The sequence below is a fragment of the Ruegeria sp. P8 genome, assembly GCF_056534665.1.
On record NZ_JBQERC010000007.1, the window covers coordinates 119,115 to 144,027 of the forward strand.

Genomic DNA, 24,913 nt, shown 5'->3' on the forward strand with positions numbered 1-24,913 from the left:
GGCGCGTTCAGACGCGCCCAGTTTCGTCAAGTCGCGACGTGAGATACCTCTTTGTCCGGTGAGTATATGTCCAAGATGTTCCAATGTCCGGTCGTTGGTGTTGGGTTGTTGATCATTGGGACATCAAGAACGGTTGGTTTGCCGCTGGCGATTGCCGCTTCCAATGCGGGCAACAATTCATCAGCAGCACAGAGCCTGTGCCCTTCTGCACCATAAGCTCTTGCAATATCCGCATAACCCGGTCCGTTTGCAGGAGCTGCGGCTGATCCAGGGAACGTGGTCCCGTATGTCAGACCGTAATGCGCCTTTTGAAGGCCCGCGATAGTGCCGAAGGCGTTGTTGTTCATAACCAGCCAGATGATGCCCAGATCAAGCTCGACCGCGGTTGCCAGCATCGACGGGTTCTGACCGAACCCCCCATCGCCAACAAGACTTATCACCACACGGTCAGGGGCTGCCAGTTTTGCGCCGATCGCTCCCGGAGGGCCAAAGCCCATCGTCGCGAATCCACCCGGGGTCAGGATTGAACCGGGTGCCAGGATATCAAATTGTTGTCCGACGCCGTTCTTGTTCCATCCCACGTCCGTAGTGATAATGGCATCCTCGGGCAGTGCCTTGCGGGTATCTGCCAAAATACGTTCGGGCATCATCGGAAAGGACGACGAGGTCGCCATGTCCACGTTGCGCGCTTTGAAGTTCGTTCGGAAGTCGGTGATCTTCTGTTCCAGCGCGGGGCGTTTGAAGCCCTCAGGATACATCTCGCGGGCAACTCGGTTGACGACGCGCAAAGCGGCCTTGGCGTCAGCAACGACTCCGATCTCGGTGGGATAATTCCGTCCAATCTCTTGCGGTTCAATGTCGATATGGATGACCTTTGAGCCAGGAATGTTGAACGTGTAACCAGGATACCAGCTGGAGCAATCGGCCTCTTTGAACCGGGTTCCGACAGCAAAGATGTAATCCGCATTCAGGCAAGACTGGTTGACCAGCTCGGTGCCCCAAAACCCGGTCATTCCCAGCACAAGCGGATGGTCGTCGCGCAGTGCGCCTTTACCCATCAAAGAATGCGCGACTGGTAGGCCCATGTGCTCCACAAAGGCGCGTAATTCCTCGCTGGCCTGTGCCAGTAGAATACCACCACCGACATAAGCGACCGGACTTTGAGCCTGCGCCAACGCTTCGACAATCTCTCGCGCTGTTTCATCGTCAATCGACGGTTTTTTGAGCGCGCGCGTGTTGTCGCGGATACGGTCGAAACTGTCCGAGGGGATCACCTCGGAGAAGATGTCCATCGGCACGTTGACCAGCACTGGCCCGGGCTGGCCGCTTTCGGCCAGATGAAACGCCTTTTCCAGAATTTCGGCCATCAGGTCTGCCCGATCGACCCGCCAGGCGCGTTTGACAAAGGGACGATAGATCTCCCACTGGGCGGCGTCTGCATGGAGGTTCACTTCCTGATGTGGATGTTTACCGTAGTAGTGCGTTGGAATGTCGCCCGCGATCACGACCATCGGGATACAGTCCAGTGCGGCGTTGGCGACCCCGGTTGCACAATTGGTCAGCCCCGGGGAGAGATGGGACAGCACCACCGAGGCCTTGCCCGTCACGCGGGCATATGCGTCCGCTGCGTGGCTGGCGATTTGTTCGTGCCGTACGGTGACGAAATCGATGGGGCTTTCCGCCAACGCGGCCAGAACCGCGATATTCGTGTGCCCGCACAGGCCAAATACATGCTTGACCTCGCGACGTTCGAGAAAGTCGACGATGTGTTCGGCAACGGTTTTGCCTTCCAGTTTCGCTCCGTCCATCACGCGACCTCCTGTCCGTAGAACTCACCGAACAGGTCCGGCTCCGAGGGGCGATCCTCGGGGATGGGACGGCTGACCCAGGTGTAGTTCATCATGTGTTTCATGGTGACATTTTCATTGGTAATGTTGCCGCCCCAGATGCCGCAACCTAGGCTGCTGGTCATAGGCATGCCATTGGTCCAGGCACCCGCATTGGCCTTGGACTGAGGCTGTCGCACCATCATGCGGCTGACCGGAGCCAGGCGCGCCAACCGGTCGATGTGATCGTCATTGTGGCTGTAGATGCCGCAGGAATGGCCCTTGCCTCCGGTGTTGTAAATCTGGCTGACCGTTTCCAGCGCGTCATCGAAAGTGTCAAAGTGATATAGCGCCATCAGCGTGGTCAGTTTTTCCTTCGAGAACTTGTGCTGCGGCCCGATTTGCCCCTGATTTTCAACCATCAGGAACTTGCGATCTTCGGGGATCGAGAAACCGGCGACCTTGGCCGTTTGCTGAGGCGGACAGGCGATAGTCGGGAAGGTACGGTTTCCTTTCTCATCCCACATGGCAGCTTCGAGCATGGCCTTCTCTTTGGTCGAACACAGGTATCCACCTTCGGCCTCAAGCGCCTTGACCATATCGTCGTAAACCGAGCGCTGGATGATGATGTTACCGTCGGCCGAACAACCCGAACCAAAGTCAGACGTCTTGGAAATTCGTGTGTTCTGAGCGGCGATGTCCAGGTCGGCAGTCTCATCGATGACGATGGATGAATTGCCCGCGCCGACGCCAAAGGCCGGGCGCCCTGAACTGTACGCCGCTTTGACCATGGGCTTGCCGCCCGTTGCCAGCGTCAGATCACAGATCTCCATCAAATGTTGCGTCAATGGGATCGACGGTTTGCGAATGGATTGAAACAGATCCTCGGGGGCATCAGCGGCACGGCAGGCCGCTCGCATGACCTCGACCATCTCGAAGGTGGTATGAGCGGTTCGCGGATGCGGACTGAAGATAACAGCATTCCGGGCGTTGGCGGCGGAAACACCGGTCACCGGTGGTGTCATCGCTGGATTGGTCATCGGAATCAGAGATGCGATCACACCGGCAGGCTTGGCATATTTTACCAGACCCTTTTCTTCGTCTACTTCGACGATCCCGGTCGATGGTGTCCGCAAGACGTCACGCAACACCATGTGAATCTTAAATCGCTTGGCAGGACGCCCTTCGCGATCTCCGATACCGCTTTCGTCCACGCCTTGCTGGGCCAGACGCGTGAAGGTTTTCTCGTTCCCCGCATACCATGCAATGGCCTGAGACAGGCGGTCCAATCTGCCCTGATCCCAATCCTCGATCTCGGCCATGGCAGCGCGGGCGCGTGCCAGCATATCGGCCGCCATGTTGCGGTCGTTTTCAGTGAGCTCTTTGCCCATGATGATCCTCTTGGTGTTTTGGAATTGCAGCATCGGGCATACGACGCTGTGACCGCGCCTCGCCGAATGTTCGCTTGGCGTGGCTGAGACAGCGACGCGCGTGTTCTTCATATCCCAACTCGGCCACGCGGCTTTGGTTGGGCAGTTCGATGGAATAGTCGACGGGTGGCATCCGTTCGATGATGCCTGTGAAATCGATCCATCCCTCACCGGGATATAGCCGCGCATCGCGGGCCAGTTGGATCATGCCCTCACGCGTATCGGCGATGCCGGGCAGGCAATCAGAGATATGCAGGAAGTGAAACAGGTCCGAGGGAACGTGCAACAGCTCACCAAGATCTACGCGGCTGAGGTGCAGGTAGAGCGTATCGACCAGAATACCGCCGTTGGGCTGATCAGAGGCGCGGACAATGTCCAGTGCTTCATCCAGCGTGCGCAAGCGGGAGAAGCTCGGGAACTCCAAGTCCACCGTTAATCCGTAGGGCGCTGCCAGTTCGCAGGTTTCGGAATAGACGTCGATCAGAAAGTCACGATCATCGCGGGTGTTTGTCCACGCGCTCATAATCATGCGTTTGGCGCCCAACTCCCCGCCAATCTCAAGAGAAGGCTCAAAACTGCGTGGATCGACATCTTCGGTGATGCGTGCAAGCTCGACATCAAGGACCTTCAATCCGGTAGTAGAGAGAGCCGTTTTGGTGGCCTGCACCTGTGCCTTGTCGATTGGGGATTGAGTGAATTCGCCGGGCACATGCATCGGAATGAATCGGGGGCTGACGGCATCGTAACCGGCCCGTGCGGCGATATAGACCAACTCGGGCGGCGTACAGCCAATCAGCGTCAGATGCGCCAAGGAATAGAGAGAGGGGCTTGCGCCAGCCTCTTCGGGTTTCACCATGAACGACAGCTCCACGTGTCTGCGAATCTAAAATTCATCACACGTAGTCAAAAATATCTGATATTTTTTAAAATATCAACTTTAATACTGAACAGGAAATGAAAACGCCCGGGCAACGGCCCGGGCGTGTATTACATTCGTGTAGGCAGACCCTTAAAGAGTGACCCAGTCCCCTCCGGACTGGTGAGAGCGCACAGAGGCGTCAATGAATCGAACACCGTCTGCGCCTTGTTCGACACTGGGATAAGCAAGCCAATCGGCCGGAACGCTTACGCCATCCCGACGCGCGGCTACGGCCATCGCAAGTTCCGTATAGAGGTTGGCCCAGGCTTCGATAATCCCTTCAGGGAAGCCGCGCGCGGTACGGATCAAACGTTCTGCGCCGGGTCCGATACCATGCCCGAGACCTCGGCTGATGATATGATCCGGTTCACCAAACCGATTGAATTTCAGCCGCTCTGAGTTCTCTAGGTCCCACTCGAGGCCTCCTTCGTTCCCGAATATGCGCAGGCGCAACCCACCCCGGTTTCCGGGGGCAAGGCGTGTTGCCATCAAGGTTCCGGGGACTTCATTTTGGTAACGGGTGAACATGAACACCGTGTCTTCCAAAGGCTTTGGCGCGCCGCAGACATGGAACTCTGCCCGTAGATCAGTCATCGGCAGGCCGGAAACAAAACTGGCGAGATGCGCGGCATGGGTGCCGATATCGCCGACACAGCTGGTTGGACCAGAAATATTGGGGTCCAGCCGCCATTTGACATGGGGCGCGTCAGCCACGTCATCGGGCGTCATCCAGTCTTGCATGAACTCGACATGGATCTGGTTGATTTTGCCGATGCCCCCGTCGGCCACGATCTGCTTGGCCTGCCGTATCACCGGAAAACATGACATCGCATAACCGACAGCAAAGATGTGTCCCGTGCGCGCGGTAATCTCCTCAAGCCCCTCGGCCTCGGCCACTTCGTTGGTCAGGGGCTTGTCGCACAACACGTCAATGCCCGCTTCCAGAAACGCTTTGGCCGCTTCAAAATGAACGTGGTTCGGGGTCGTGATCATGACGGCATCTATGCCATCCGTGCGTGCCGCCTCGGCCTGTGCCATCTCTTCGAAAGACGCGTAGCACCGGTCGGCCGGCAGGAACCACTCGGCCCCACGCGCCTTACTGCGCGCTGTGTCAGAACTGAGTGCTCCTGCGACGACCTCCCACCGGTCGGTCATGCGCGCAGCCGTTGCTTGCGTGACCGAGATCCGTCCTCCACCAACAACGCCCAGCCGCAAACGGCGAGACAACCGGGGGAAAGGGCCGTCGAACTTCAGGTCTTCGGGTAAAAGTCTCTCAGCCATTCTCAACCTCCGCTTCCGGGACCCGTACGCCCTCGGGCAGTATTTCCACCGCCATGAAGATACCGGGGGTGATCGTCTCGTATTGATGCCAGGGATAATTGCCTTCGGCGTCATACATAGGTTTGTGGGTCGTGCCCGGGGCCATGAATTCTTCGAGATACAGGGTCTCGACATCCCGTTCGCGACATTGCTGCATTTTGCCGAAGCCAACGATCTGCGTATGCACTTCGCGAAACCCAGGTACCGGGCAGAACGGATGATCCTTATGCAATCCGACATTCAAAGGGACCGAGCCGGAATGGTACATGGTCAGTCCAACGTTACCCACGAAGACCTTCGGCGACATGTAGTGGCTGACGCCACGCAAGCGTTCCTCTTGCCGGACGTCGAATGCAGATGGCCATGTATCTTTCACCCATGCGAACAACTCGTTGTCATTGGAATGGGCGTCGAAACCGTGGACAATGACTGCACGTTCCACGCCGCTAAGCGTGCTGTCTTGCACGATCACAGAGGAAAGCGGTGCAATGGTCTGATCCTCGACAGAGAGATTTCGCCCCCCAAGGTTAAGGAGGATGGCGCGACCCTCGATAGAAATTCTGCGCTCGTCAGTTATGTGCTGGACGCGAAAGAATGGCTGGGCAAAGTCGAGTGTCTCAATCGGCATGGGCCGACTCCTTCCTCTCACCGTTCAGAAAATCGACCGGCAAAGGCTCCGGAGCCGCGCAACGGCTTTCTATCGTCTGATAGGCACCGAATTTCGGTGCCCGCTCAATTGCGTCCATGACCTCGAAAACGTGGTAAGCAAGCGCTCCACTTGCACGGGGTTGGCGTCCTTCTTGTGCCGCCAGGGCGAGGTCCAAAAGACCGAGCCCGCGGCTATCTTCGTTAAACCCATGTCTGTTTTCAACAACCTGCCAGTCTTCACGACCGGTTGGACGGGGCTGATGAGACCAGCGTGAGGTCTCCCGCGTTTTCAGCCAGACATCCCCCTGAAACATGTTGGCGCCATGAACCGGGTCAGGGTCAGGGATACTGATGGTGCCGTTTTCACCATAGATCTCGAACCGCGGAGTTTCGCTGTCCCAGACGTCGAAGCTCATGGTCATCGACCCTATTGCTCCGGAAGAGAACTGCAGCAGGCTTAGGGAGTGCGTGTCCACCTCGACATTAATCCATTCGCCGTTGCGAGGGCCGTTTTCGATCATCCTTTTGTCAAACGTGCGCCGAGCCATTCCGGCAACCCGGTCAACGGGTCCAAGGCAGTAGATCATGGCGGTCAGGTAGTACGGCCCAAGGTCCAGCATTGGCCCACCACCCGCCTTATAGTAGAAATCCGGGTTGGGATGGTGGCGCTCCGTCCCGTGGGTCCCGACATGGGCAAAAATCCCTGTTGGTTTCCCGATAGCGCCTTCATCGATCAAGCGCCGAACGGTCTGCCAACGACCGCCCAGAAACGTGTCGGGTGCGCAACCGACCAGTAGCCCCTTTTCAGTGGCAGTGTGCAGGATCGCCTTTCCGTCCGTTCGATTCATAACCAGCGGCTTCTCGGAATAGACGTGCTTGCCGGCCTCCAACGCGCGCAAACTGATTTCCGCATGCGCCGCCGGAATTGTCAGATTCAGAACGCAGTCAATCGTCGGATCGTCAAACACTTCATCTGGTGTGCAGGCCTGGGCGACACCGTATTGATCTGCTTTGGCGCGGCTTTCCGAAGGATCAAGGCTTGCACAAGCCACGACCTCGACGTTTGAGAATTTGGATAGCGTTTTTAGATAGATATCGCTGATACGACCACAACCGATAAGGCCGACCCGGAAGGATTTCGATGTCTCACGTGTCATCATTCCTGTCTTCGTAGAGAGGTAAGTAATTCGGGGGCATGGGCCCTTTGTTGCGGCCACCCTGGTTCATCTGCTCCCAAGCGTGGGCGAGTATTCCGACCGAGCGGGATAGGCAGAACAACCCCCGCGACAAGGGCGCGGGAAAGCCAAGTTCGCAGAAGATCACAGCTGTCGCGCCGTCAATATTCATGGCAATTGGCCGACCGCCGCGTTGACGGCCGAGTTCAGCCTGAACCTCTTCTCCGATATCAGCAAAGCGACCCGAAACAGTGCCTTCATCTGCCGCATCACGAACAAGTTGCATCAGCCGGGGCGCGCGCGGGTCGACGGGCTTGTGAAAACGGTGGCCAAAGCCCGAGACGATCTTGCCGTACGTCTCGCGCCAGCTGTCCAGACCGTCCTGAACAGCATTAATCAGCGATGCCCCAGCATTCACGCGTTCCGAGATATCATAGTACAGCTCGGCGCATTGTTCGCCTGCTCCGCCATGCACATCGCCCAGCATGTTCACCGCAGTCGCCATCGCATTATTGAGACCTACCCCGCAGGTGGCAGCCATGCGCGCCGCCGCGATTGAGGGGGCCTGTGGGCCGTGATCCACGCCTGCGACCAAAGCGGCTTCGAACAGACGCGCTTGTCTGTCGCTGGGCAGATCACCCCGCACCATCAGCCAGATCATCTGCGGAAAAGATACGTTCCCGATCAGATCCTCTATGGCGTTGCCACGAAACGCGATCTTGCCAGGTTTCATGTCAATGATGGATGTGCGCCACCATTGGCGGATTGCTTGTTCGTCGTTTGTCATACCGTTGCACCTCTAAACTCGCGCATGCGCTGCTGACGAAGTGAATCGAAAACGTTTTGAAGGCGACTGATTGAGGCGGTACAGCCGGTGAAGATTTCAAAAGACGCTGCAGCCTGATGAACCGCCATTCCAGCACCATTCATCACTTTCAACCCAGTTGCGCGGGCTCTGCTCAGTAGGTGAGTCTCAAGCGGGAAATACACGATATCTGCCACCCATGCATCGGGCTGCAACAGGGATGGTTCAATGACTGTTCCGGGGTACTTGTCCATTCCAAGTGGTGTTGCGTTGACCACTCCGCCCACAAGTTCGATCCGATCCAACGAAATCGAAGGGGAACCCTGAATCTTTGCATAAGGGCGCAAGACCTCTAATCGACTGACCAGCGCCTGCGCTCGGCGGAAGTCAGGATCAATGATCTCCAGGTCTCGAACACCTGAATCAAGCAAAGCCAAAGAGACTGCACTGCCCGCGCCACCAGCACCAAACATGAGAACCGTTTCAGTCTTCGATGATCCCAAAAAATCTCCGAAGGCACTGTGGAAACCTATGTAGTCGGTGTTGTGGCCAACCATTCGGTCGTCACAAAAAACCACCGCGTTGACAGCTTGAAGCTCCTCAGCAGTCTTGGAAAGCTCATCAAGATAATCAATGACTGATGCTTTGTAGGGATGCGTCACGTTGACCGCCGCGCAGCCTAATTCAACGGAATAATGCAGTAAATCAGCGACCGACATTCCACGAAATGGCTCTTTTGCAGTGTCGATCCTACCGTAGCTCAGATCGATACCCTGCGCCCGACCTTCTGCCTCGTGCATCTCAGGCGTCATGGAGCCAGCAATACCTTGGCCGATTAGTGCCGCCTTCATTTCAGGTTGTTCCTTCCGCCATGTGGTGTCGCGCTTGGGCCGCCAATCGGAACGCAGCATTGCGCGCGCCATAGCCGGAGTAGCCAGATCGGCGCTCAACAATTTCAAAGAAGAAGCCGTTAAAGATAGGTCGGCTGTAGATCTGAAAATACTCGGAACCCGCTGCGCGGTCGTAGAGAATGTTATCCCTACGCATTTGGGCGATCAGGTCTTCACTTAACCCGAATGTCGCTTGCAGATCAGCGTAGTAGTTTTCTGGGATGGACAGGTTGGGAAAGCCGGACTTCCGCAATTGGGCTGAGGTTTCAAATATGTCGTCCGACTGGAAGGCTATGTGCTGAACACCGGCGCCAAAACCGTCTTCAAGGAATGAAGCCGCCAGTGTTCGACGCCCAACTGCACCATTCAGGTTTAAACGCACTTCGCCCTCGGGGCTTTCGATGGCTTGGCTTTGCACAACACCTGAAGGGTCGGCAACGTTCACGATCGGGGATTTTGCCATCTCAAAAGTCGAAATGTAATAGAGCAGCCAGCTTTGCATCTCATCGTTACGCATCGTCTGCGCCAGATGGTCGATGCGGCGCAGACCGGCAGGCTGGATCGCTTTGGTCTTGGCGACTGGCTCGAACTCGATGTCCCAAACCCGATGCAGATCGGATTTCTCATCTATGAAATGGACAACATTGCCACCAACACCTCGGATGGCCGGGATGTCCAGTTCCCCAGTCCCTACCGGCTGTGAGAAATTCGGCGCGCCCAACGCGGTCGCTCGCTGAACCGTCTGATCCGCATCTTTGACACGCAACCCCATGTCACACACGGAGGGGCCGTGACCCAGGAACGCCGAATGGGCGAAACCTTCCTTTTCGGTATTTACAACGATGTTTATCGCGCCCTGCCGCCACAGCTCGACGGACTTGGTTACGTGTTTTCGCTCCATTCGAAAACACATTGTTGACAGCATATCTGCCAGCTGCGCGCCGCTTGTTTCGTCGGCTGTAAATTCGACGAATTCGAAGCCTGACGCATAGACGCGTTCCGGAAGGTCCGGGATGCCGAAATCTGTTCCCGGTTCGGTCCGGGAAACCTCATCTAACAGGTTCACCAGCGACCTGTAGCTGTCTCGGGCCAGTGTCAGGCCACCGGGTTGAGGAGCTGCTTCATTGACACGCGCAATAGACCAAGGCCCCTTGTACCCAGCGCGGGACAACACCCGCACAAAGCCCGCAAGGTTCAGCGACCCAAGCCCCGGCAAAAGCCCAAAGTGCCGTTTGAGCCGACGTATATCCATCTCAAGCCGGGGTGCATCGGACAGTTGCACATGGAACAGCCGCTCTCCGGGAATGTCCCGAAGGCGGGCTGGTTTGGACCCGCCGGCAAGCGAGAAGAAGGAATTCAAGGCCAACCCCAAATAAGGGCTGTCGATAGCTTCAACGACGCCTAACGCCTGTTCATCCGAGTGAATAATATCCGACCATGGCAAGCCCATATAAGCCAGACGCAACCCCATTGCCTTTGCTATTTCGGCCGCCTCGCCAAGATCTGCGATTACCTGTTCTTCGGTCGCAGCGGCATCGACCTCGAATGCGGACCCAATTAGCAGCAGATCCGTACCCAACTCGCTCATCAGGTCGAGTTTGCGCTTCAGTCGATCAAAGGCGCGCTCCCGTCCGCCGCCAGACTGACCTTCAAGGTTATGGAAAGGTTGCAGCAGGCAAATCTTCAGGCCGAGATCTGATGCAATGTTCCGAATTTGCGATGGCGGCCCGTCAAAAGCGGTCAAGTCCGGTTCGTGTAATTCGACACCCCCGAATCCCGCGTCAGCGATAGTGCTTAGTTTTTCGGCCAGATCACCGGGGATCGAAGTTGTCGAAACCGAGAGGCACATTATCCCTGATATCCAAACATACGCGGCAACCACAGGACCAGATCCGGCATCAGTATCATGATCACCAGGGCGAAGATGAGAACCGCGAGGAAGGCCCAGATTTCCGAGATGATTTCGCGTAGCGGAATGTCCGTCACGGCGTTGATCACAAAGAGCAGAATGCCATAGGGCGGCGTGATCAGACCGATCATCGAGTTCACGACGACCAGCACCCCGAAATGCACCAGATCAATCCCAAGCGCTTCGCAGGTTGGAATGAACAGGGGCACGATCACAAGAATGATCGTTGTTGCGTCCAACACGCATCCCAGCGCGAGGATCAGCAGGTTTACGAGGATCAGGAAAACAATCGGGCTAACATCGGAACCCTCCAGCAGCGCCGAGATAGACTGAGGAATTTGCTCCTGAATGACGATGAAGTTCAGAATGAACGCGCCACCAATGACAACCCCGACGGCTGCGGAAGAGCGCGCGCTATCGACGAACACCTGATAAAGGCCGCGAAAGGTCAGCGCTCGGTAGAACAACGCTGCCAGCAGCAGGGCGTAGAATGCAGCAACTGCGGCGGCCTCTGTCGGAGTAGTGACGCCGCCATATATACCGTACAGCAGAATTGCGGGCATCAGCAGTGCCGGGAACGCGTTGGCGGTTTTAGCCGGCAACTCGCGCAGCGGAACAGGTTTCTCCAATGCAAAGTTCCGCTTACCGGCCAGATAATAGTTCATCGCCATGAGGACGACGCCCATAATCAGACCCGGCAGAATACCGGCCAGGAACAGCGACCCGATAGAGGCTTTGGAGACCAAGGCATAAAGAACCATTGGGATTGAAGGCGGAATGATCGGCCCGATTGTTGCCGACGCCGCTGTGATTGCGGCTGCATACCCCCGGCTGTAGCGGCCATCCTTGGTCATCATCTCAATGATGATCTTGCCAATCCCCGCAGCGTCAGCCACGGCAGAGCCGGACATACCCGAAAAGATCAACGACGCCACAACGTTTACATGCCCGAGGCCGCCCTTGAAACGACCGACAGCAGCGACGCAGAAGTTCAAAAGACGGTCCGTGATCGATCCAGCGTTCATGATATTCGCGGCGACGATGAACAAAGGCACGGCAAGCAGGATCGTGCTTTTGTAAAAACCTTGCAGGATCTTCTCGCCCGCGAGGGCGACGTCCAGCCCGGCCGTACCCAGGTACACTAATGAGGCCAGGAGGATGGAATAGCCGATAGGTGTCCCGATGCCTGCCAGAAGAAAGAGAGCGAGCAGGCAGGAAAGAAGTTCAAAACTCATTTCTTAACTTCCTCATCCTTTTCGACGTCGACACGGGGATGATCGTCAACCACGTTGTACCCAACGACCAGTTCCAACTCTGTCTTTGGTGGGCCATTGCGCATGACGTCGAAGAATAGCCACGCGTAGCGCGCTGCGACGACCAGCATGAATACCGCGTAAATCGAGAATACTGTTCGCAGCGGTATCTTCTCACCGGAGAACGGATTGCGGACAGTCGATGTCTTGCGGATTTTCATCCAGTCGATGTAGTCCCACGTCGGAAGGAAGCTGTAGAGCATACCGACTACGATCGCTGCGGCCGCCAGCATCGCAAAGACCTGCCGTACGCGCATCGGCACCGAAAGATAGATGATGTCGAACTTCACGTGATCCCGTTCGCGCACGATGAAAGCGCAACTGAAGAAAATCACCCAGACCCAAAGAATGCCGATCAATTCCAGCGTCCAGCCTGCTGGGGTGAAGAAGTACCGTAGTAGAATTTGGAGAAGGAAGATAAGGAAGATTGCCGCCAGCATCCCGCCGGCAATCGCTTCGGTTAGTCGGGAGAACCCCTTCATAAAGGCCTTCATTATGGTTCTCCCTCCCCTGTCTTACTGGGCTCAGTTGCCCAGTGCGTTGATCTGATCCAGAACACCCTCGGGCCATGAGCCTGCGAATTCGCTGTCCAGATACATAGACTGTACCTGATCGCGGAACGCAGCGAGATCGGGTTCGTAAATCTCCATGCCCTGCTCTTTCAGGAAGCTGACAAGATCCTCTTCTTTCTGAAGCTGCTTCTGGCGACCTGATTCAGCTGCTGCGTCCGCAGCTTCCTGAACCTTGGCTTGCTGTTCCGGTGTCAGCCCGTCCCAAACCTCTTTGCCGATGGCGATATAGTTCAGGTCGACCAGATGCGATGTCAGGACGATCTGATTGGTCACTTCATAGAACTTGGCGTCGACGACGGTTGGCAACGGGTTATCCTGCCCATCAACGGCACCGGTCGACAGCGCGGTATAGACTTCGGAGAAGGCCATCGGTGTCGGCGCGGCACCCAGCGCCTTGCCAAGGAACTGCCATGCGTCGGTGCCCGGCATCCGCAGATTCACGCCTTCCAAGTCCGCGGGCGTCGTGACTGTCAACTCATCCTTGGGTTGGCGCAGGTTCACCTGACGACGGCCCAGATACATGACCGACAGCAGTTTGACGCCTAGTTCTTCTTCGGCCTTCTGCTTAAAGGCATCCATCAAGGGATCATTGAAGACAGCCACCTGATGCGCGGCGTCCTGGTGGACATAACCTGCGGTAAAGATCGAAAACTCGGGGAAGAACTGTGCCAGTTCCTGCGCCGAGGTGATCGACATTTCCAGGTTACCCCGGCTGATGGCGTCCAACTCGGTGCCTTGGGCAAAGATGGTTCCATTATAGCTGGGCTCGTAGCTTGCGAAATCAGCGACCATGGGCGCGAAAACCTCGGCCATAGCGACCGAGCGCTGGTCGGTCTCCGATCCTGATGTTGCGAGGCGAAGTTGCACTTTGTCTTCCGCCAGCGCACCGCTTGTCGCGCCAAACAGAACACCGGTTGCAACAAGGGCTGATACAGCAGCCCGGCGGGTAAGTTTGGTAATCACTTTGCTCCTCCCTGAGACATCATGATGCTTCTTTTTTGCGATTCAGAGTTTTGACCTATTTTGGAAATTTTGCAAGATTTTTTGCAAAATATCAGATATTTTATACTGCTGTCATATCTACCATTGGTGTTTTTTGTAAGTTTTTGATTCTGACCGTTTCACCTGTTCTGCAAGAATTCTGAATGGCTTCAATAACTTGAAGCGTTCTGAAACCTTCCCATCCAGACACAATCGGCACTGCTTCGTGCCGAGCTACTTCAATAAAGTGCCTGAGCTGATTGACCAAAGGGTCAGACGCACCCTTCTTCAGCGCGGTCGATGAGATAGGCGTCCACCAGTCCCGTTGCTCACTCTGGTAACTCCACAGGCGAAGATCGGGAACGGACAACGAACCATGAGAGCCACCGATCATATAGCTACTCTCTGTGGTCGAAGGATAGATTGGATATTCCTGAGACGTCATCTCCCAGCTCCATGGAGCAACGATGCTGTCGGACACACTTATGGTCCCTATCGCCCCGCTTTCAAATGTCAACAGCGCACCAGCAACATCTTCGTTGTCGTAGCCCCGCTGCGATGCAGCCGACTGAGCCTGTACGGTCACAACTTCTCCGGCCAGGTACCTCAGCAGATCCACATCGTGGACAAGATTGACCGAGATGGGCCCTGCACCGGGTTTCTTTCTCCAGGGCGCAGTATCAAAATACTCGTCTGGCTTATAGAACCAGCAATTCGCATGGACAGCGCGCACATTTCCAATCTTTCCATCGACAATTGCTTCCTTAGCCGACCTGATCAGAGGATTGTGTCTGCGATGATGACCGACCATCAGTGGCACATTGGCCTTCTCCGCAGCTTGAACAAGCTCAAGTGCAGCGGTGGCTTCTACGGCGATCGGTTTTTCGACAAGAACAGGACAACCGTGTCGAACACACGTGAGGCCTTGTTCAACATGAAGCGTGGTCGGGGTCGCAAGAACAGCTCCGTCTGGCGTCTGATTTGCAAACATTTTCTCGAGGGTCTCGTAACATGCGACCCCGTGCTCAACGGCGTAAGCACGACCTTCATCACTGGGGTCGACTACCGCAACGAGATCAACATGGCGCAACGCTCGGATAGCGTCTGCGTGGCGGCGTCCAACAAGACCAATGCCGACAATGGCAATGCGAAAGTTCTTAGACACTTTGCTTCCTTCCGGAGGGTCCGGAAAATCCCGAAACCGTTGATTGCGATCAGGCTGCCTTGCCCAATTTGGCCACGACCGTATTGGGGTTTTCGCGATTCCGCAATAATGTATGATATTATTATTTATACCATACATCAGTTTGGATTGCTGATGTCTCAAAAAAATGCTAATTGAACGAGGAAACTAAAAATATCGGGTGAAACGCATGGCGAAACAGCCGTCTACGATAGGTGCAAGCACCTATCAGCGCATCAAGCGGGACATCATCTTCGGGGAGCTGCAGCCCGGCTCCAAACTGAAGCTGGACGCCTTGAAGGAACGCTATTCGGCAAGCCTTTCGACACTTCGTGAAACGCTGAACAGGCTCGCCAGCGACGGATTTGTCGAAGCTCCTGAGCAACGGGGTTTCCTGGTCACGCCAGTTTCACGAGAAGACCTGACCGAGATTTCAGAACTGCGCGTTCTGCTGGAATGCCACGCGTTGGAGTTGTCCATTGCGAATGGCGACACGGACTGGGAAGGCAACCTGGTCGCTGCGCATCATAAGCTGCATTTGATGGAGCAACGGCTTCTCAAGGGAGATGACTCTGAAAAGGAAACCTGGAAGAGGTACGATTCAGAGTTTCATCAAGCGATGATTGCAGCCTGTAATTCCAAGAACCTCTTATCCCTTCACTCAATCATTTATGACAAGTACCTTCGTTATCAGATGCTCGTACTGACCTACCGAGGTGAGGTTGCAGCCCAAGAACACAAACGCATGTTCGATGCCGCGCTGGCCAAAGACGCTGATACAGCCAAGAAACTGTTGGAAGATCACATCAGAAATGGCCTCGCCCATACGTTGGAGGCTATGTAAGGCGGCATGCTGATTGTGTGACTCGACGTCTTCAGGTCGATTTGGCAGGGAATATCTCAATATTCCACATCTAGATCGAGAAGTTTGTGAGCGGCCCATACCGGACCTTTTGCGTCGAAGCCGAATGCTGGTGGTGCAGCCCGCATAGCTGCCGTTCGCTGTGATCCCGCCCACCACCTTCCGATATCACCGACCTCATGGCAGGGTACGGAATTCTACAACAACATGCAGCTACTTCAGTTGATTTAGTGGAAATCCTATTTTCAACGGCTCTCAAGCCGATGGCCGACTTCGAAGTAGAGGAAATCGGTCTCTGCAACTTTGGCGCAAACGGCACGCAGCTTGGTAATCATGCCGCTCTTGTCGACCCCCGTCATCTTGGGAATTCCGTTGGAAGCTAGTTCGCACGCCTAACCAGGAAATTCAGGAAAAACTGACCGTCGATACGTCGTGGCTCATACACGAGGCGTCGGTCGGGTTGCAGTCCTTGAGGCAATTTTACATCAATTCGAACCTTGTAGGGCGTCACCGGTGGACCAAAATGTGAGCTTAGGGTGAAACGGAGTTTCAGTTGACCGTTGTCATCCAATGACCCCTGGAAATCCTTGAACCACGGACCGCCTCCGGTAAACGCTTGGGCGGACACCAGAGTCAGTTTGCTGCCTTTCCGATTGATCCGCAATGACGCGAGTGGTTCGATTTTTCCGGGGTAGTAGGATTCGTCGCCGCGCGTTGCAGTCTGCCAATAGTCATCATCCCATCTACGCCGAATGGAGATGACGTAATCACCGTCTAAACCTACAGCAACCGCAACTTCCTTGCAAACGCGACCCGGTTCTTTCTTAAGCGCAATGAGGGTCTGTTGTTGGTTCAGACCTTCCGCCGGAAGCCCTAGGTTTTTTCGGGCGTTCCGGTATCTGGTATATGCCGCTCTAGTGCGAGGACCTGCAACGCCGTCCGCCGCGCCCGCGCTGCATCCGACGCGGTTCAATTCGCTCTGAATGTCACGGACTAGGCTGCGTGTCTGTGCTTCCTCAGCCGGATTGTCCGGCGGAGCCACAACGGCGACTTCCGTGTCGTTCGTTCTGGGGTTGTCGTCAGGAGCAGCTTGTTGCCTTGCCTTCTCACGCAGATCATCCCGAAGCGAAAGGGCGAGCGTTACCGCAAAGTGATCATTCTGTTCCTGATAACGGTTTAGAAAGGACTCAATTGCATCCAGCGTTCCGAGTGAACGAGCCAACTCAAAGTCAGCGTAGATTTCACGGTTGTCAGACCCGACACGCTTGGCTTCCGGCGGCATGGGCGCTGCCACCGGAACTAGGTAGATATCTTGGCTTGGTAAAGAACCGTAGGTGAAAGGTTCCTGAAACCCATCTGTCAACTTAAATACGGTGTCGCGGACCTTGCGGAACATTTTACCTAGTTCCAGCCCAGGCTCTTCGATGTGCTTTAGCAGCGCTGTGGCATACGGGCTGTTACGCCCCTCTCCATCAAGAGCCAACGTTCCACCCTTGGCTGCGTAGCTTACTAATACTCCGCTGGGGTCAATACGACCCAATCCGCGACCGATGGAGCGTGTGCCGCCATTTCTTTCCATCGTGCTCAGGAATGGGTTGTTCCGGCACGCATCGATCAAAACGACCTTTAACCCATCGGCACCCGACAAGGAACTAACGACGGAGTCCAACCGTATCGCTTCAAATTCGATATCTTGATCGCTGCGCAGTTCTGAGTTTACAGGAATAAGGTAGTTTGTGTTTTCGATCTCAATCCCGTGACCCGCAAAATAGATGATGGCCATATCCGCATCTTTCGCCGCTCGACCAAAGTCGCGCAACGCAATGCGGAGACCACGGTAATCTAGATTCTGATTGTGCCAAACCGTGAAACCGATCCGTTGCAAGGCTTTGGCCAGATCCGAGGCATCATTGCCTGCATTTGGAAGATTGGCGACATGTTGATACTCGGCATTTCCAATCACCAATGCGACCCGTTTGGTGTCCGCGTGCGCAACATGCGAAACCGAGAACCAAATCGCAAAGCCTATCAGCCATAAGAATGTCCTGAAAGGATATTGAAATGAACTGTTAAACAAACTGCCCCCGATCGGAACAAGTTGAGACGCCTGAACATTACCACATAACCTGATTGAATCGAATATGCCGATCCGATTGCCAGCGTATCCTCATAAAAAACATAGCTTCGCTGAAACCCTTTGGGCAGAGCGCGTTATTTCAGAGAAGCTTCCAAGACCACGGAACGCGCATTCCATCCAGAGCCATCGAACCATTTTGTTGGGGTCACATCGTCAAGGTCGCGCCGTCCTCGCGCTTCGTACTGAAATTGGGCAAGTGATTTTCTGCCTTTGCCGTGGGTTTTGTTTGGCTTGGATGGCAACCAGTTGGTGTAGCTCACGGGTTCTCCGCTGAACCATCGCCATCCGATGATGGCACCGTCTTCTTTGGGGTCCTTTCTGAACCCGAAATAGGGTCCGGCCTTGTAGCTGATTTTCGTTTTGCTGTCGTATCCCAATTCAAAGAAAGCCGGGTCACTTGAAATCATCCGGACGATGAACGCATTCTCTGCAGCCGATGTTATTGCGGCCAAATCCAAGCCACATTTTTGCGCCTCGCTGCGCGCACTCTGCACACTGCCTGAATAAACCATCGCAATATATAGGTTTCCGCGAAACGTACCATAGACGCTTTTACGCAGGCCCAAACAGCCAAGAATTTGCGTGACCTCTTCGGATTCACCTAACACTTCCAGCTCGGATATATTCTGTCGGACAGCAAAGGGATTGCTGATAAAACTCGCGCCATCATCCGCCAGCGGTCTGATCCCCAAGCCGGACAGGACAGCAAGATCGGCATATCCGGTTGGTTCTAACCCGATGTTGGCCTGAAGCGCCTTGATGCCTGATCGGGTCCGCGGTCCGAAAACTCCGTCAGGTGTACCGACGTCGAAGCCTGAGTTGTTAAGACTTTGTTGTACTTCCTTCTTCTGAGCAGAGCCCGGCAAGAGCGCGGCTTCTATCTCATCGAGCCGCCCGCTTTTTCTGGTCCAGGCAGGTGTGATCTGGGCCATCCGCTTCAGTATTTCGGGCTCGGATAACGTTGCAGCGCGATAGGATCTGGCGACCAAATCCCACCCCCTGACTGTGTTCACCTTCATAGCTGCGGCCAGCGCGTTTTTCTGAGTTACCTGCGGCTGCAAGACTGGTTCGTCAGACTCCTGAAGGACAGGGACGGGTAATGCAGCCTGTTCTACCTTGGGGACCAAAAATATGTCCTCGCCCGGTAGTGAGCCATAGACAAAAGGCTCCTGATACCCGTCGGTCAGTGCGACCACGCGGTCGCGGACCTTGCGGAACAGTTTACCAAGTTCCACTCCCGGTTCTTCAACATGTTCCAGAAACGCCTGCGCGTAAGGGCTGTTCCGGCCGTCGCCGTCCTGCGCCAGAGTCCCACCTCGGGCCGCGTATCCGACCACGACTCCTCTTGGTTCAACCGCGGCCAGACCGCGCCCGATTGAACGAGTGCTCGAGGCCTTTTTCATCTGGGCCAAAAACGGGTTGTTTCGGCATGCGTCAACAATCACGATACTTAAAGCGGACGAGCCAGCAATGGCATTCACGATAGCGTCCAGACGAATGGCTTCAAATTCTACATCCCGATCACTTTTTAGCGCGGCATTCACGGGTATCAGATAGTTTGTGTTCTCAATTTCGATTCCGTGGCCCGCGAAATACGCAAGCGCCACTTCCGCATCGGCTGCGGCCTCGGCAAAGTCGCGCAATGCAATGCGCATATCGGTGTAACTCAGGTTTTGATGCTGTGTAACCTCAAACCCAATGCGCTGTAACGCCTTAGATATGTCCTCAGCATCATTGGCCGGATTGCGCAGGTCCGGGACGTATTGATAGGCGGAGTTACCTATTACAAGAGCGACGCGCTTGCCCTTAGCCTCTGCCGCAAGCGGCAAGATCAAGAGCAAACAAACCACCAACAAACACGAGGCGCCGCTTCGCCATTTGCTTTCAGGAACCATGAGCACAGACTCGACTCTGAACCGAACAGATCCTTATTTTAGCATAAAATTGCCTGACCACCGAGCTTAGGATCAGCTGAAGCGAGACAGAGCAGGAACTGGACTCAACGTAGTTTCAAGCCTACGCTAAACCTTCAAAAAGCGGATACACTTGCAGTTTTCTTCGAGAGGCGTCTTGTGTCGTGGAATTGGGTATCAATAGCTGTTTTTGTCTTCGTACTGGCTGCAGGCCTGTTTCTCAGCGGTTTTGCGCTGGCTTCCGGCGATGAGAAAAACACTGACACGTCCGCAGAAATTGTGTTTGTTCCTCCCAAAATAGGTACGCCAAAGGATCGAATGGGCGCAGGCACCCGGAATATACCTTCGGATGCCGCTTCTGACCTATTGCTACTGGTTCCAGCAGACGGTGGGCTAACAACTCAAGCCTTTCCGCCGTTGATCTGGCGGCTAACTCGGGGCCATCGAGGAAATGTAATCGTCAAACTGGGCCCATCCGGGATGACTGCAATAGAGTTACACATCAGTGGCCCTTTCCCACCCGGCGATTATGGTCTGGACCTCAGTAGGTCAAATATTCTGCTGGACACCGACCGAGTTTATCTTTTGCAACTCGAGTTGCTCGATCCAAACACCGACGCGGTGGTCGAACGAACATCAGGATTGATCGAGCGTTTGCCGGAAGAATTTAGATCCGACACCCCGGCCGCAGCTGGTCTGTGGTTCGATGCGCTCTCTGAACTTGTGGATATAGGCCTCAGCGGCCGTGTGCAGGCGACGAACCCAGCCGAACTCGAACAATTGCTGAACTCAGCTGGCGTAGGTCAGTGACATCGAAGCGTCAAAAGCATGCATGGCAGAGAACGTCATCGCTCATGCCGGTTTGGCAACGCTGGGTTCTGGTCTGTGTCATTACACTGATTGTCGGCATGCCTCTGGTCGAACTCCGGAAAAAAGGCATGCTCGAGTCACTTGAGCTTCTCCAATACGATTGGACAATATCGGCCTTTGCGGCGGATGAACCTATAGCAGACGTTTATCTGGTTGCCATCACCGACCGAGATTTGAGCGAATGGGGTTGGCCGGTCCCCGATCGGCAATTGGCACAGATTGTAAACACCTTGCTCGCCTCTGGTGCAACTACGGTGGGCGTCGACATTTATAGGGACGTTCCGGCAGGTGAAGGTCGGGACCTCTTACTTGAGGTGCTGAGCGATCCCAGAGTTTTCGTGATCTCGAAATTGCAGGATAGCGAGACTGCTGGCATTTCAGCGCCGCCGGGCACGCACACTGGGTTCGCTGATATTCCAATTGACCCTGATGGCGTTGCCCGACGCGCCTTGTTGTTAGTAAACACGCACGATGGTATTTCCCTGTCACTGCCTATGCATCTGGCCGCGACCCATACCGGGCAACCCGCATTGAAAAGCGCTCCCGACAATCCACGCTATTTGATGTTTGGCGATACAGTTGTAAAATCCTTGGCCCCGGGTGCAAACCTGTTCCGCAACGTGGATACGTCAGGCTATCAAATCGTAATTGATTACAAAAATGCATTGCCGATCACGCGCAGTGTTCCCGCCGCAGAGATTCTGACTCAAACTGGGCTGGATCGCTTTGAGGGAAATGCCGTGATAATCGGCGTTACCAGTCATTCCGTAAAAGATTACTTTTCAACACCACTCAACCGATCAACCGGGTCAGATTTTACCTTTGGTGCCGAAATTCATGCCGCCATCGTTCAACAGTTGATTGACTACTTCAACGGCCAAGCCTCTCCGCTGCGCGCTTTGGACGGTCAGTTCCCTGCGTTCATCATCCTCGCTTCGGTCTTCTTAGGTGCCTGCGTGTCTGTTTTCGTCAGGGTCACCGGCAATGCGGTGTTGCTGGCCGGGATAGGTGGCGTCCTGCTAACGATTACGTTGTCCATGTTTCAACAGTTCGCGTTGTTAATGCCTGTCGCGCCTTCTCTGCTGGGCTGGACTTTCGGGTTTCTTTTCGGCTTTGGGATCATCTCAGGCTTTTCGCGCAACCAAAGACGCGCGATCGCACAGGTTTTTTCATCTCATCTGTCCGAAGAGTTGTCAGCTGAGATCTGGAAGCAGCGCAAAAATCTAATGTCGGGTGGAAAGCCCCGATCTCGACAGCTGTATGTAACGGCGCTGCTTGCGGATATTGAAGGGTCGACCCTCGCCGGGAATGCGATGGATGCAGACGAGTTTATGACGTGGATCGCGCGAATTCTTGATCGGCTGGGTGAAATCGCTCGCGCGCATGGTGGGTTTGTCGAGAAATATACAGGAGACGGCATACTGGTTGTGTTTGGCGCGCCAATTCCAAGCGAAACACGCGAGCAAAGGCAATCGGACGCGCAGGCCGGACTACGTTGTGCCAACGCCATGCGCGAAGCCGTGGCATCACTTAATAACACTTTTCGAAATCAACGTGCATACAAGCTACGGATTGCGCTGAACAGCGGAGAAGCAATCGGTGGCACACTGGGTGTCAGCGGATCCATGCATTATAACGTCATCGGTGATACGATAAATGTCGCTGCACGCCTGGAAAGCTGGATCAAGACCCTAGCACCGGATGCCGATGGGTTTCGTCCCATTTATATGACCATGGCGACGGCAAAAACTGTGGACGCTGAACGACGATGGCCAGTGGCTGCGAGTTTCATTCACGATGATGGCGAGACAGAAATTCAAGTAGTTGAACTCAACAGGCGCGTACCCGAGTAGCTGCGAATACTTCGTGTTGTGAGTTTCAACGTTTTGTTATCGTCACATCCATGAAAAAGGCTTTGTCGAACTGGCCTTGGTTGGAGTGGAGGGTTTGCCCCTTGGAAAAGTCTGCAGGAATTCTCTGAGTAATCGAGAAGGGGACAATTCTTACTTTACCAAACAGGTACCCTGTATTTCCCGAAATACGCAACCGCCCCTTTTCTGATAACGATGCGCGAAATCGTTTTGGTCGATTTTCACCACCTTCCGTCAGATCCTGAGCGCTGATCATCTGAAACCCGGCGGACGACTTCCGGTACACCATCTGCAACACTATTTTGGGCCGATCCTTAGCAAGCTCAGGGTCATTGTAGTTTGGATTGGGTCGTCTTCTGACCACGATTGAGTAATCCCCATGGTAGCTGTTCGCTACTGCGCCGGTTTGGGTCGTCTTCGGCAAGGCAGCAAGCGTTTCGCCGCTCGTTTGTTCCTCGCTGTGCGCCGAGGGTGGCGGCTTTGCGACGTTCTTTAACACAGCAAGGCTTTGCGCTGTCAGATACCCCGTTCTGGTCGAACCGCTTTTGCTCTGAAATTGCTTTAGTGCCGCACGAGAGCGCGTACCGAATATCCCATCAACAGGCCCGGCTGAATACCCTAGGAAATTCAGACCACGTTGAATGTTGCGATAGTCGTTTTGGCTGAGATTAAGATCCTTTTCTGCCACAAGGGCTGGATCTGGTTGTTGCCCCGCGACGTTCTCCTGGTTCGTCGTGTTGATCGGGCTTTGGGACGCGGCAGCAGACTCTGTAGGCACGCTGGCGTTGTTCTTAATCGGTTGTGAACGGCTGAGCACATCGGCTACGTCAGCCGCATATTGACCAGCGCGTGTATTTGGATAGAGCTGCGCGATCATCTTCAAAGCGCCCAACTTGACCGTTTGATCATCCAACTTTAACGCTTCGCGCAGAACGCGTTGGGCAGATTTTTCACGCTCATCTTCAGGCGAGGACTCGGCAACAGGCGCAGGCGTTTCTTTTAAAATGGAAGGCACCTTGGCCGCTGCAGGGACAAGGAATATATCCCGCCCTGGCAATGAGCCATAAGTGAAGGGCTCTTGGTACCCATCGGTAAGTTTAAAGACTGAATCCCGGACTTTGCGAAACAATTTCCCAAGTTCCAGCCCGGGAACCTCAATATGTTCAAGCAGGGCTTCGGCATATGGGCTGTTGCGACCTTTTCCATCCAAAGCCAAAGTTCCACCGCGCGCAGAATAGCCGACCAGAACACCTCCGGGGTCAATACTGCTCAATCCGCGCCCGATCGACCGCGTCGCGGTTGTGCGCTCCATATCAGAAAGGAACGGATTGTTTCGGCAGGCGTCAATAAGAACAAGTTTGAGACCTTTCGCCGTCGATACCGAATTTAGTACCGAGTCCAGCCGAATAGCCTCGAATTCCACATCCTTGTCGCTTTTGAGTTCCGCGTTGGTGGGAATCAGGTAATTGGTGTTGTCTATTTCGATGCCATGACCCGCAAAATAGACCAATACCACGTCGGCCGTCGCAGCCTTGTCGGAAAAATCCCGAAGGGCCAGCCGCATTTGGCGATAGTCGAGATCGTATAATTCGGTCACATTAAAACTTATCCGACCAAGCGCTGCTGCTATATCCCGGGCGTCATTTGCCGAGTTCGGAATATTCGAAACGTACTCATACTGCGAATTTCCTATGACAAGCGCCATACGTCTGACATCAGATACGTCCGCCAGTACAATAGCAGGTCCGAACATCACAATAGCGATGAGGCTAGACCTAAGCCGCAAGAAACCTAGAAAAACAAGGTGTACTAGCATAATAACTTCGTCCACGAAAGCCGCAGTTACTTTAACATAATCCACATCGAATCGCGATAAGGCTACAAAGAATTTGCCAGGTGTGCCGCCAACTTTTTCGTATGAACTGCGCTAAAACTTCCCGTTTCATCAAACGTCGGATCAGGCCCATGCTGGGATTCAAGTCGTTCGCTTCAGCAGCATCTGCCTTGGCTGGTATCGAACTGGTCAACATGATCCGCAAAGGTCAGTTCACGCCTGGACTCTCTCCATTTCAACAGTTTGCCAGATTGGCTGGATAATCGGCTCGTCAGCACTGACTATGCTAATCTCATTTAAGTTTGCAACATGTGTAGACGCCCAAACCGCAAGAGGTAATTTGGACCTGTCACGTATTCGTGCTGCTCCAAGTGCTCGTTTAAGCCACTTTCCTTTCGAAAGCGACGGGGCTTTTCCAGCCTAAGGCCGAGTGTCTTCGGCGCGGATTGTAGAAG

General features: G+C 54.7%; 19 protein-coding genes and 1 pseudogene. 4 read left to right on the top strand and 16 right to left on the bottom strand.

The annotated features are described in order from the left end of the window. Positions 1-26: 26 nt before the first annotated feature. The 13 genes from ACR0BZ_RS11175 to ACR0BZ_RS11235 all read right to left on the bottom strand — a co-directional run bounded on the left by ACR0BZ_RS11175 (position 27) and on the right by ACR0BZ_RS11235 (position 14,953). Positions 27-1,808, bottom strand: coding sequence for a thiamine pyrophosphate-binding protein (locus ACR0BZ_RS11175; RefSeq protein ID WP_480911356.1), 1,782 nt, complete (start codon positions 1,806-1,808; stop codon positions 27-29). Continuing rightward, the gene (locus ACR0BZ_RS11180; protein ID WP_480483569.1) at positions 1,808-3,217 is read right to left on the bottom strand and encodes an aldehyde dehydrogenase family protein; all 1,410 of its coding nucleotides are present in this window, start codon (positions 3,215-3,217) and stop codon (positions 1,808-1,810) included. Before ACR0BZ_RS11180 ends, ACR0BZ_RS11175 begins: the two co-directional genes overlap by 1 nt. After that, entirely contained in the window at positions 3,198-4,127 is a 930-nt protein-coding gene (locus ACR0BZ_RS11185; RefSeq protein WP_480492851.1) for a sugar phosphate isomerase/epimerase family protein, read from the bottom strand. Before ACR0BZ_RS11185 ends, ACR0BZ_RS11180 begins: the two co-directional genes overlap by 20 nt. Positions 4,128-4,265: 138 nt before the next feature. Further along, the gene (locus ACR0BZ_RS11190; RefSeq protein ID WP_480920206.1) at positions 4,266-5,456 is read right to left on the bottom strand and encodes a Gfo/Idh/MocA family protein; all 1,191 of its coding nucleotides are present in this window, start codon (positions 5,454-5,456) and stop codon (positions 4,266-4,268) included. Beyond that, positions 5,449-6,123, bottom strand: coding sequence for a hypothetical protein (locus ACR0BZ_RS11195; RefSeq protein ID WP_480920207.1), 675 nt, complete (start codon positions 6,121-6,123; stop codon positions 5,449-5,451). Before ACR0BZ_RS11195 ends, ACR0BZ_RS11190 begins: the two co-directional genes overlap by 8 nt. Beyond that, the gene (locus ACR0BZ_RS11200) at positions 6,113-7,300 is read right to left on the bottom strand and encodes a Gfo/Idh/MocA family protein (RefSeq protein ID WP_480920208.1); all 1,188 of its coding nucleotides are present in this window, start codon (positions 7,298-7,300) and stop codon (positions 6,113-6,115) included. Before ACR0BZ_RS11200 ends, ACR0BZ_RS11195 begins: the two co-directional genes overlap by 11 nt. Further along, positions 7,290-8,105 (bottom strand): citryl-CoA lyase, encoded by an 816-nt coding sequence (locus ACR0BZ_RS11205; RefSeq protein ID WP_480920209.1) that lies wholly within the window; start codon positions 8,103-8,105, stop codon positions 7,290-7,292. The genes ACR0BZ_RS11200 and ACR0BZ_RS11205 overlap by 11 nt, the downstream gene beginning before the upstream one ends. After that, positions 8,102-9,046 (bottom strand): shikimate dehydrogenase, encoded by a 945-nt coding sequence (locus ACR0BZ_RS11210; RefSeq protein WP_480920210.1) that lies wholly within the window; start codon positions 9,044-9,046, stop codon positions 8,102-8,104. Before ACR0BZ_RS11210 ends, ACR0BZ_RS11205 begins: the two co-directional genes overlap by 4 nt. Continuing rightward, positions 8,976-10,862 (bottom strand): bifunctional sugar phosphate isomerase/epimerase/4-hydroxyphenylpyruvate dioxygenase family protein, encoded by a 1,887-nt coding sequence (locus tag ACR0BZ_RS11215; RefSeq protein ID WP_480920211.1) that lies wholly within the window; start codon positions 10,860-10,862, stop codon positions 8,976-8,978. The genes ACR0BZ_RS11210 and ACR0BZ_RS11215 overlap by 71 nt, the downstream gene beginning before the upstream one ends. After that, on the bottom strand, positions 10,862-12,157 hold the full coding sequence (locus tag ACR0BZ_RS11220) for a TRAP transporter large permease (RefSeq protein WP_480899780.1): 1,296 nt from the start codon (positions 12,155-12,157) through the stop codon (positions 10,862-10,864). The genes ACR0BZ_RS11215 and ACR0BZ_RS11220 overlap by 1 nt, the downstream gene beginning before the upstream one ends. After that, entirely contained in the window at positions 12,154-12,729 is a 576-nt protein-coding gene (locus ACR0BZ_RS11225; protein WP_480483576.1) for a TRAP transporter small permease, read from the bottom strand. Before ACR0BZ_RS11225 ends, ACR0BZ_RS11220 begins: the two co-directional genes overlap by 4 nt. 30 nt (positions 12,730-12,759) lie before the next feature. Then, positions 12,760-13,770 carry a sialic acid TRAP transporter substrate-binding protein SiaP gene (locus tag ACR0BZ_RS11230; RefSeq protein WP_480483577.1) on the bottom strand — a complete coding sequence of 337 codons (1,011 nt, stop codon included), beginning with the start codon at positions 13,768-13,770 and terminating at the stop codon, positions 12,760-12,762. Between the two features lie 100 nt (positions 13,771-13,870). Continuing rightward, positions 13,871-14,953 (bottom strand): Gfo/Idh/MocA family protein, encoded by a 1,083-nt coding sequence (locus ACR0BZ_RS11235; RefSeq protein ID WP_480920212.1) that lies wholly within the window; start codon positions 14,951-14,953, stop codon positions 13,871-13,873. A 208-nt stretch (positions 14,954-15,161) separates the two neighbouring features. Between ACR0BZ_RS11235 and ACR0BZ_RS11240 the strand changes: the two genes are divergently transcribed. After that, positions 15,162-15,815, top strand: coding sequence for a GntR family transcriptional regulator (locus tag ACR0BZ_RS11240; protein WP_209506749.1), 654 nt, complete (start codon positions 15,162-15,164; stop codon positions 15,813-15,815). Positions 15,816-16,212: 397 nt separating this feature from the next. Here the strand turns inward: ACR0BZ_RS11240 and ACR0BZ_RS11245 are convergent, their stop codons facing one another. Beyond that, positions 16,213-17,910 (bottom strand): caspase family protein, encoded by a 1,698-nt coding sequence (locus tag ACR0BZ_RS11245; RefSeq protein ID WP_480920213.1) that lies wholly within the window; start codon positions 17,908-17,910, stop codon positions 16,213-16,215. 134 nt (positions 17,911-18,044) lie between these two features. Continuing rightward, positions 18,045-19,820, bottom strand: a complete 1,776-nt coding sequence (locus ACR0BZ_RS11250; protein ID WP_480920217.1) for a caspase family protein — start codon at positions 19,818-19,820, stop codon at positions 18,045-18,047. A gap of 543 nt (positions 19,821-20,363) precedes the next feature. Between ACR0BZ_RS11250 and ACR0BZ_RS11255 the strand changes: the two genes are divergently transcribed. Both ACR0BZ_RS11255 and ACR0BZ_RS11260 read left to right on the top strand, forming a co-directional pair. Continuing rightward, positions 20,364-20,693 (top strand): hypothetical protein, encoded by a 330-nt coding sequence (locus ACR0BZ_RS11255; protein ID WP_480920214.1) that lies wholly within the window; start codon positions 20,364-20,366, stop codon positions 20,691-20,693. After that, complete coding sequence (locus ACR0BZ_RS11260) at positions 20,690-22,606, top strand: CHASE2 domain-containing protein (RefSeq protein ID WP_480920215.1); 1,917 nt, start codon at positions 20,690-20,692, stop codon at positions 22,604-22,606. Before ACR0BZ_RS11255 ends, ACR0BZ_RS11260 begins: the two co-directional genes overlap by 4 nt. A 25-nt stretch (positions 22,607-22,631) precedes the next feature. Here the strand turns inward: ACR0BZ_RS11260 and ACR0BZ_RS11265 are convergent, their stop codons facing one another. Continuing rightward, a complete protein-coding gene (locus ACR0BZ_RS11265) occupies positions 22,632-24,485 on the bottom strand; it encodes a caspase family protein (RefSeq protein WP_480558980.1) in 1,854 nt (617 codons plus the stop codon). 77 nt (positions 24,486-24,562) lie between these two features. On the opposite strand from ACR0BZ_RS11265, the pseudogene ACR0BZ_RS11270 reads away from it, so the two are divergent. Further along, positions 24,563-24,721: pseudogene (locus ACR0BZ_RS11270) on the top strand (IS6 family transposase); the annotation flags it as partial. Between the last annotated feature and the right edge of the window lie 192 nt (positions 24,722-24,913).

Coding starts and splice junctions, on each gene's coding strand:
- ACR0BZ_RS11175 (WP_480911356.1), bottom strand. CDS start 1,808: ATGGACGGAGCGAAACTGGAAGGCAAAACCGTTGCCGAACACATCGTC.
- ACR0BZ_RS11180 (WP_480483569.1), bottom strand. CDS start 3,217: ATGGGCAAAGAGCTCACTGAAAACGACCGCAACATGGCGGCCGATATG.
- ACR0BZ_RS11190 (WP_480920206.1), bottom strand. CDS start 5,456: ATGGCTGAGAGACTTTTACCCGAAGACCTGAAGTTCGACGGCCCTTTC.
- ACR0BZ_RS11195 (WP_480920207.1), bottom strand. CDS start 6,123: ATGCCGATTGAGACACTCGACTTTGCCCAGCCATTCTTTCGCGTCCAG.
- ACR0BZ_RS11200 (WP_480920208.1), bottom strand. CDS start 7,300: ATGACACGTGAGACATCGAAATCCTTCCGGGTCGGCCTTATCGGTTGT.
- ACR0BZ_RS11205 (WP_480920209.1), bottom strand. CDS start 8,105: ATGACAAACGACGAACAAGCAATCCGCCAATGGTGGCGCACATCCATC.
- ACR0BZ_RS11210 (WP_480920210.1), bottom strand. CDS start 9,046: ATGGCGCGCGCAATGCTGCGTTCCGATTGGCGGCCCAAGCGCGACACC.
- ACR0BZ_RS11215 (WP_480920211.1), bottom strand. CDS start 10,862: ATGTGCCTCTCGGTTTCGACAACTTCGATCCCCGGTGATCTGGCCGAA.
- ACR0BZ_RS11220 (WP_480899780.1), bottom strand. CDS start 12,157: ATGAGTTTTGAACTTCTTTCCTGCCTGCTCGCTCTCTTTCTTCTGGCA.
- ACR0BZ_RS11225 (WP_480483576.1), bottom strand. CDS start 12,729: ATGAAGGCCTTTATGAAGGGGTTCTCCCGACTAACCGAAGCGATTGCC.
- ACR0BZ_RS11240 (WP_209506749.1), top strand. CDS start 15,162: ATGGCGAAACAGCCGTCTACGATAGGTGCAAGCACCTATCAGCGCATC.
- ACR0BZ_RS11255 (WP_480920214.1), top strand. CDS start 20,364: ATGACTGCAATAGAGTTACACATCAGTGGCCCTTTCCCACCCGGCGAT.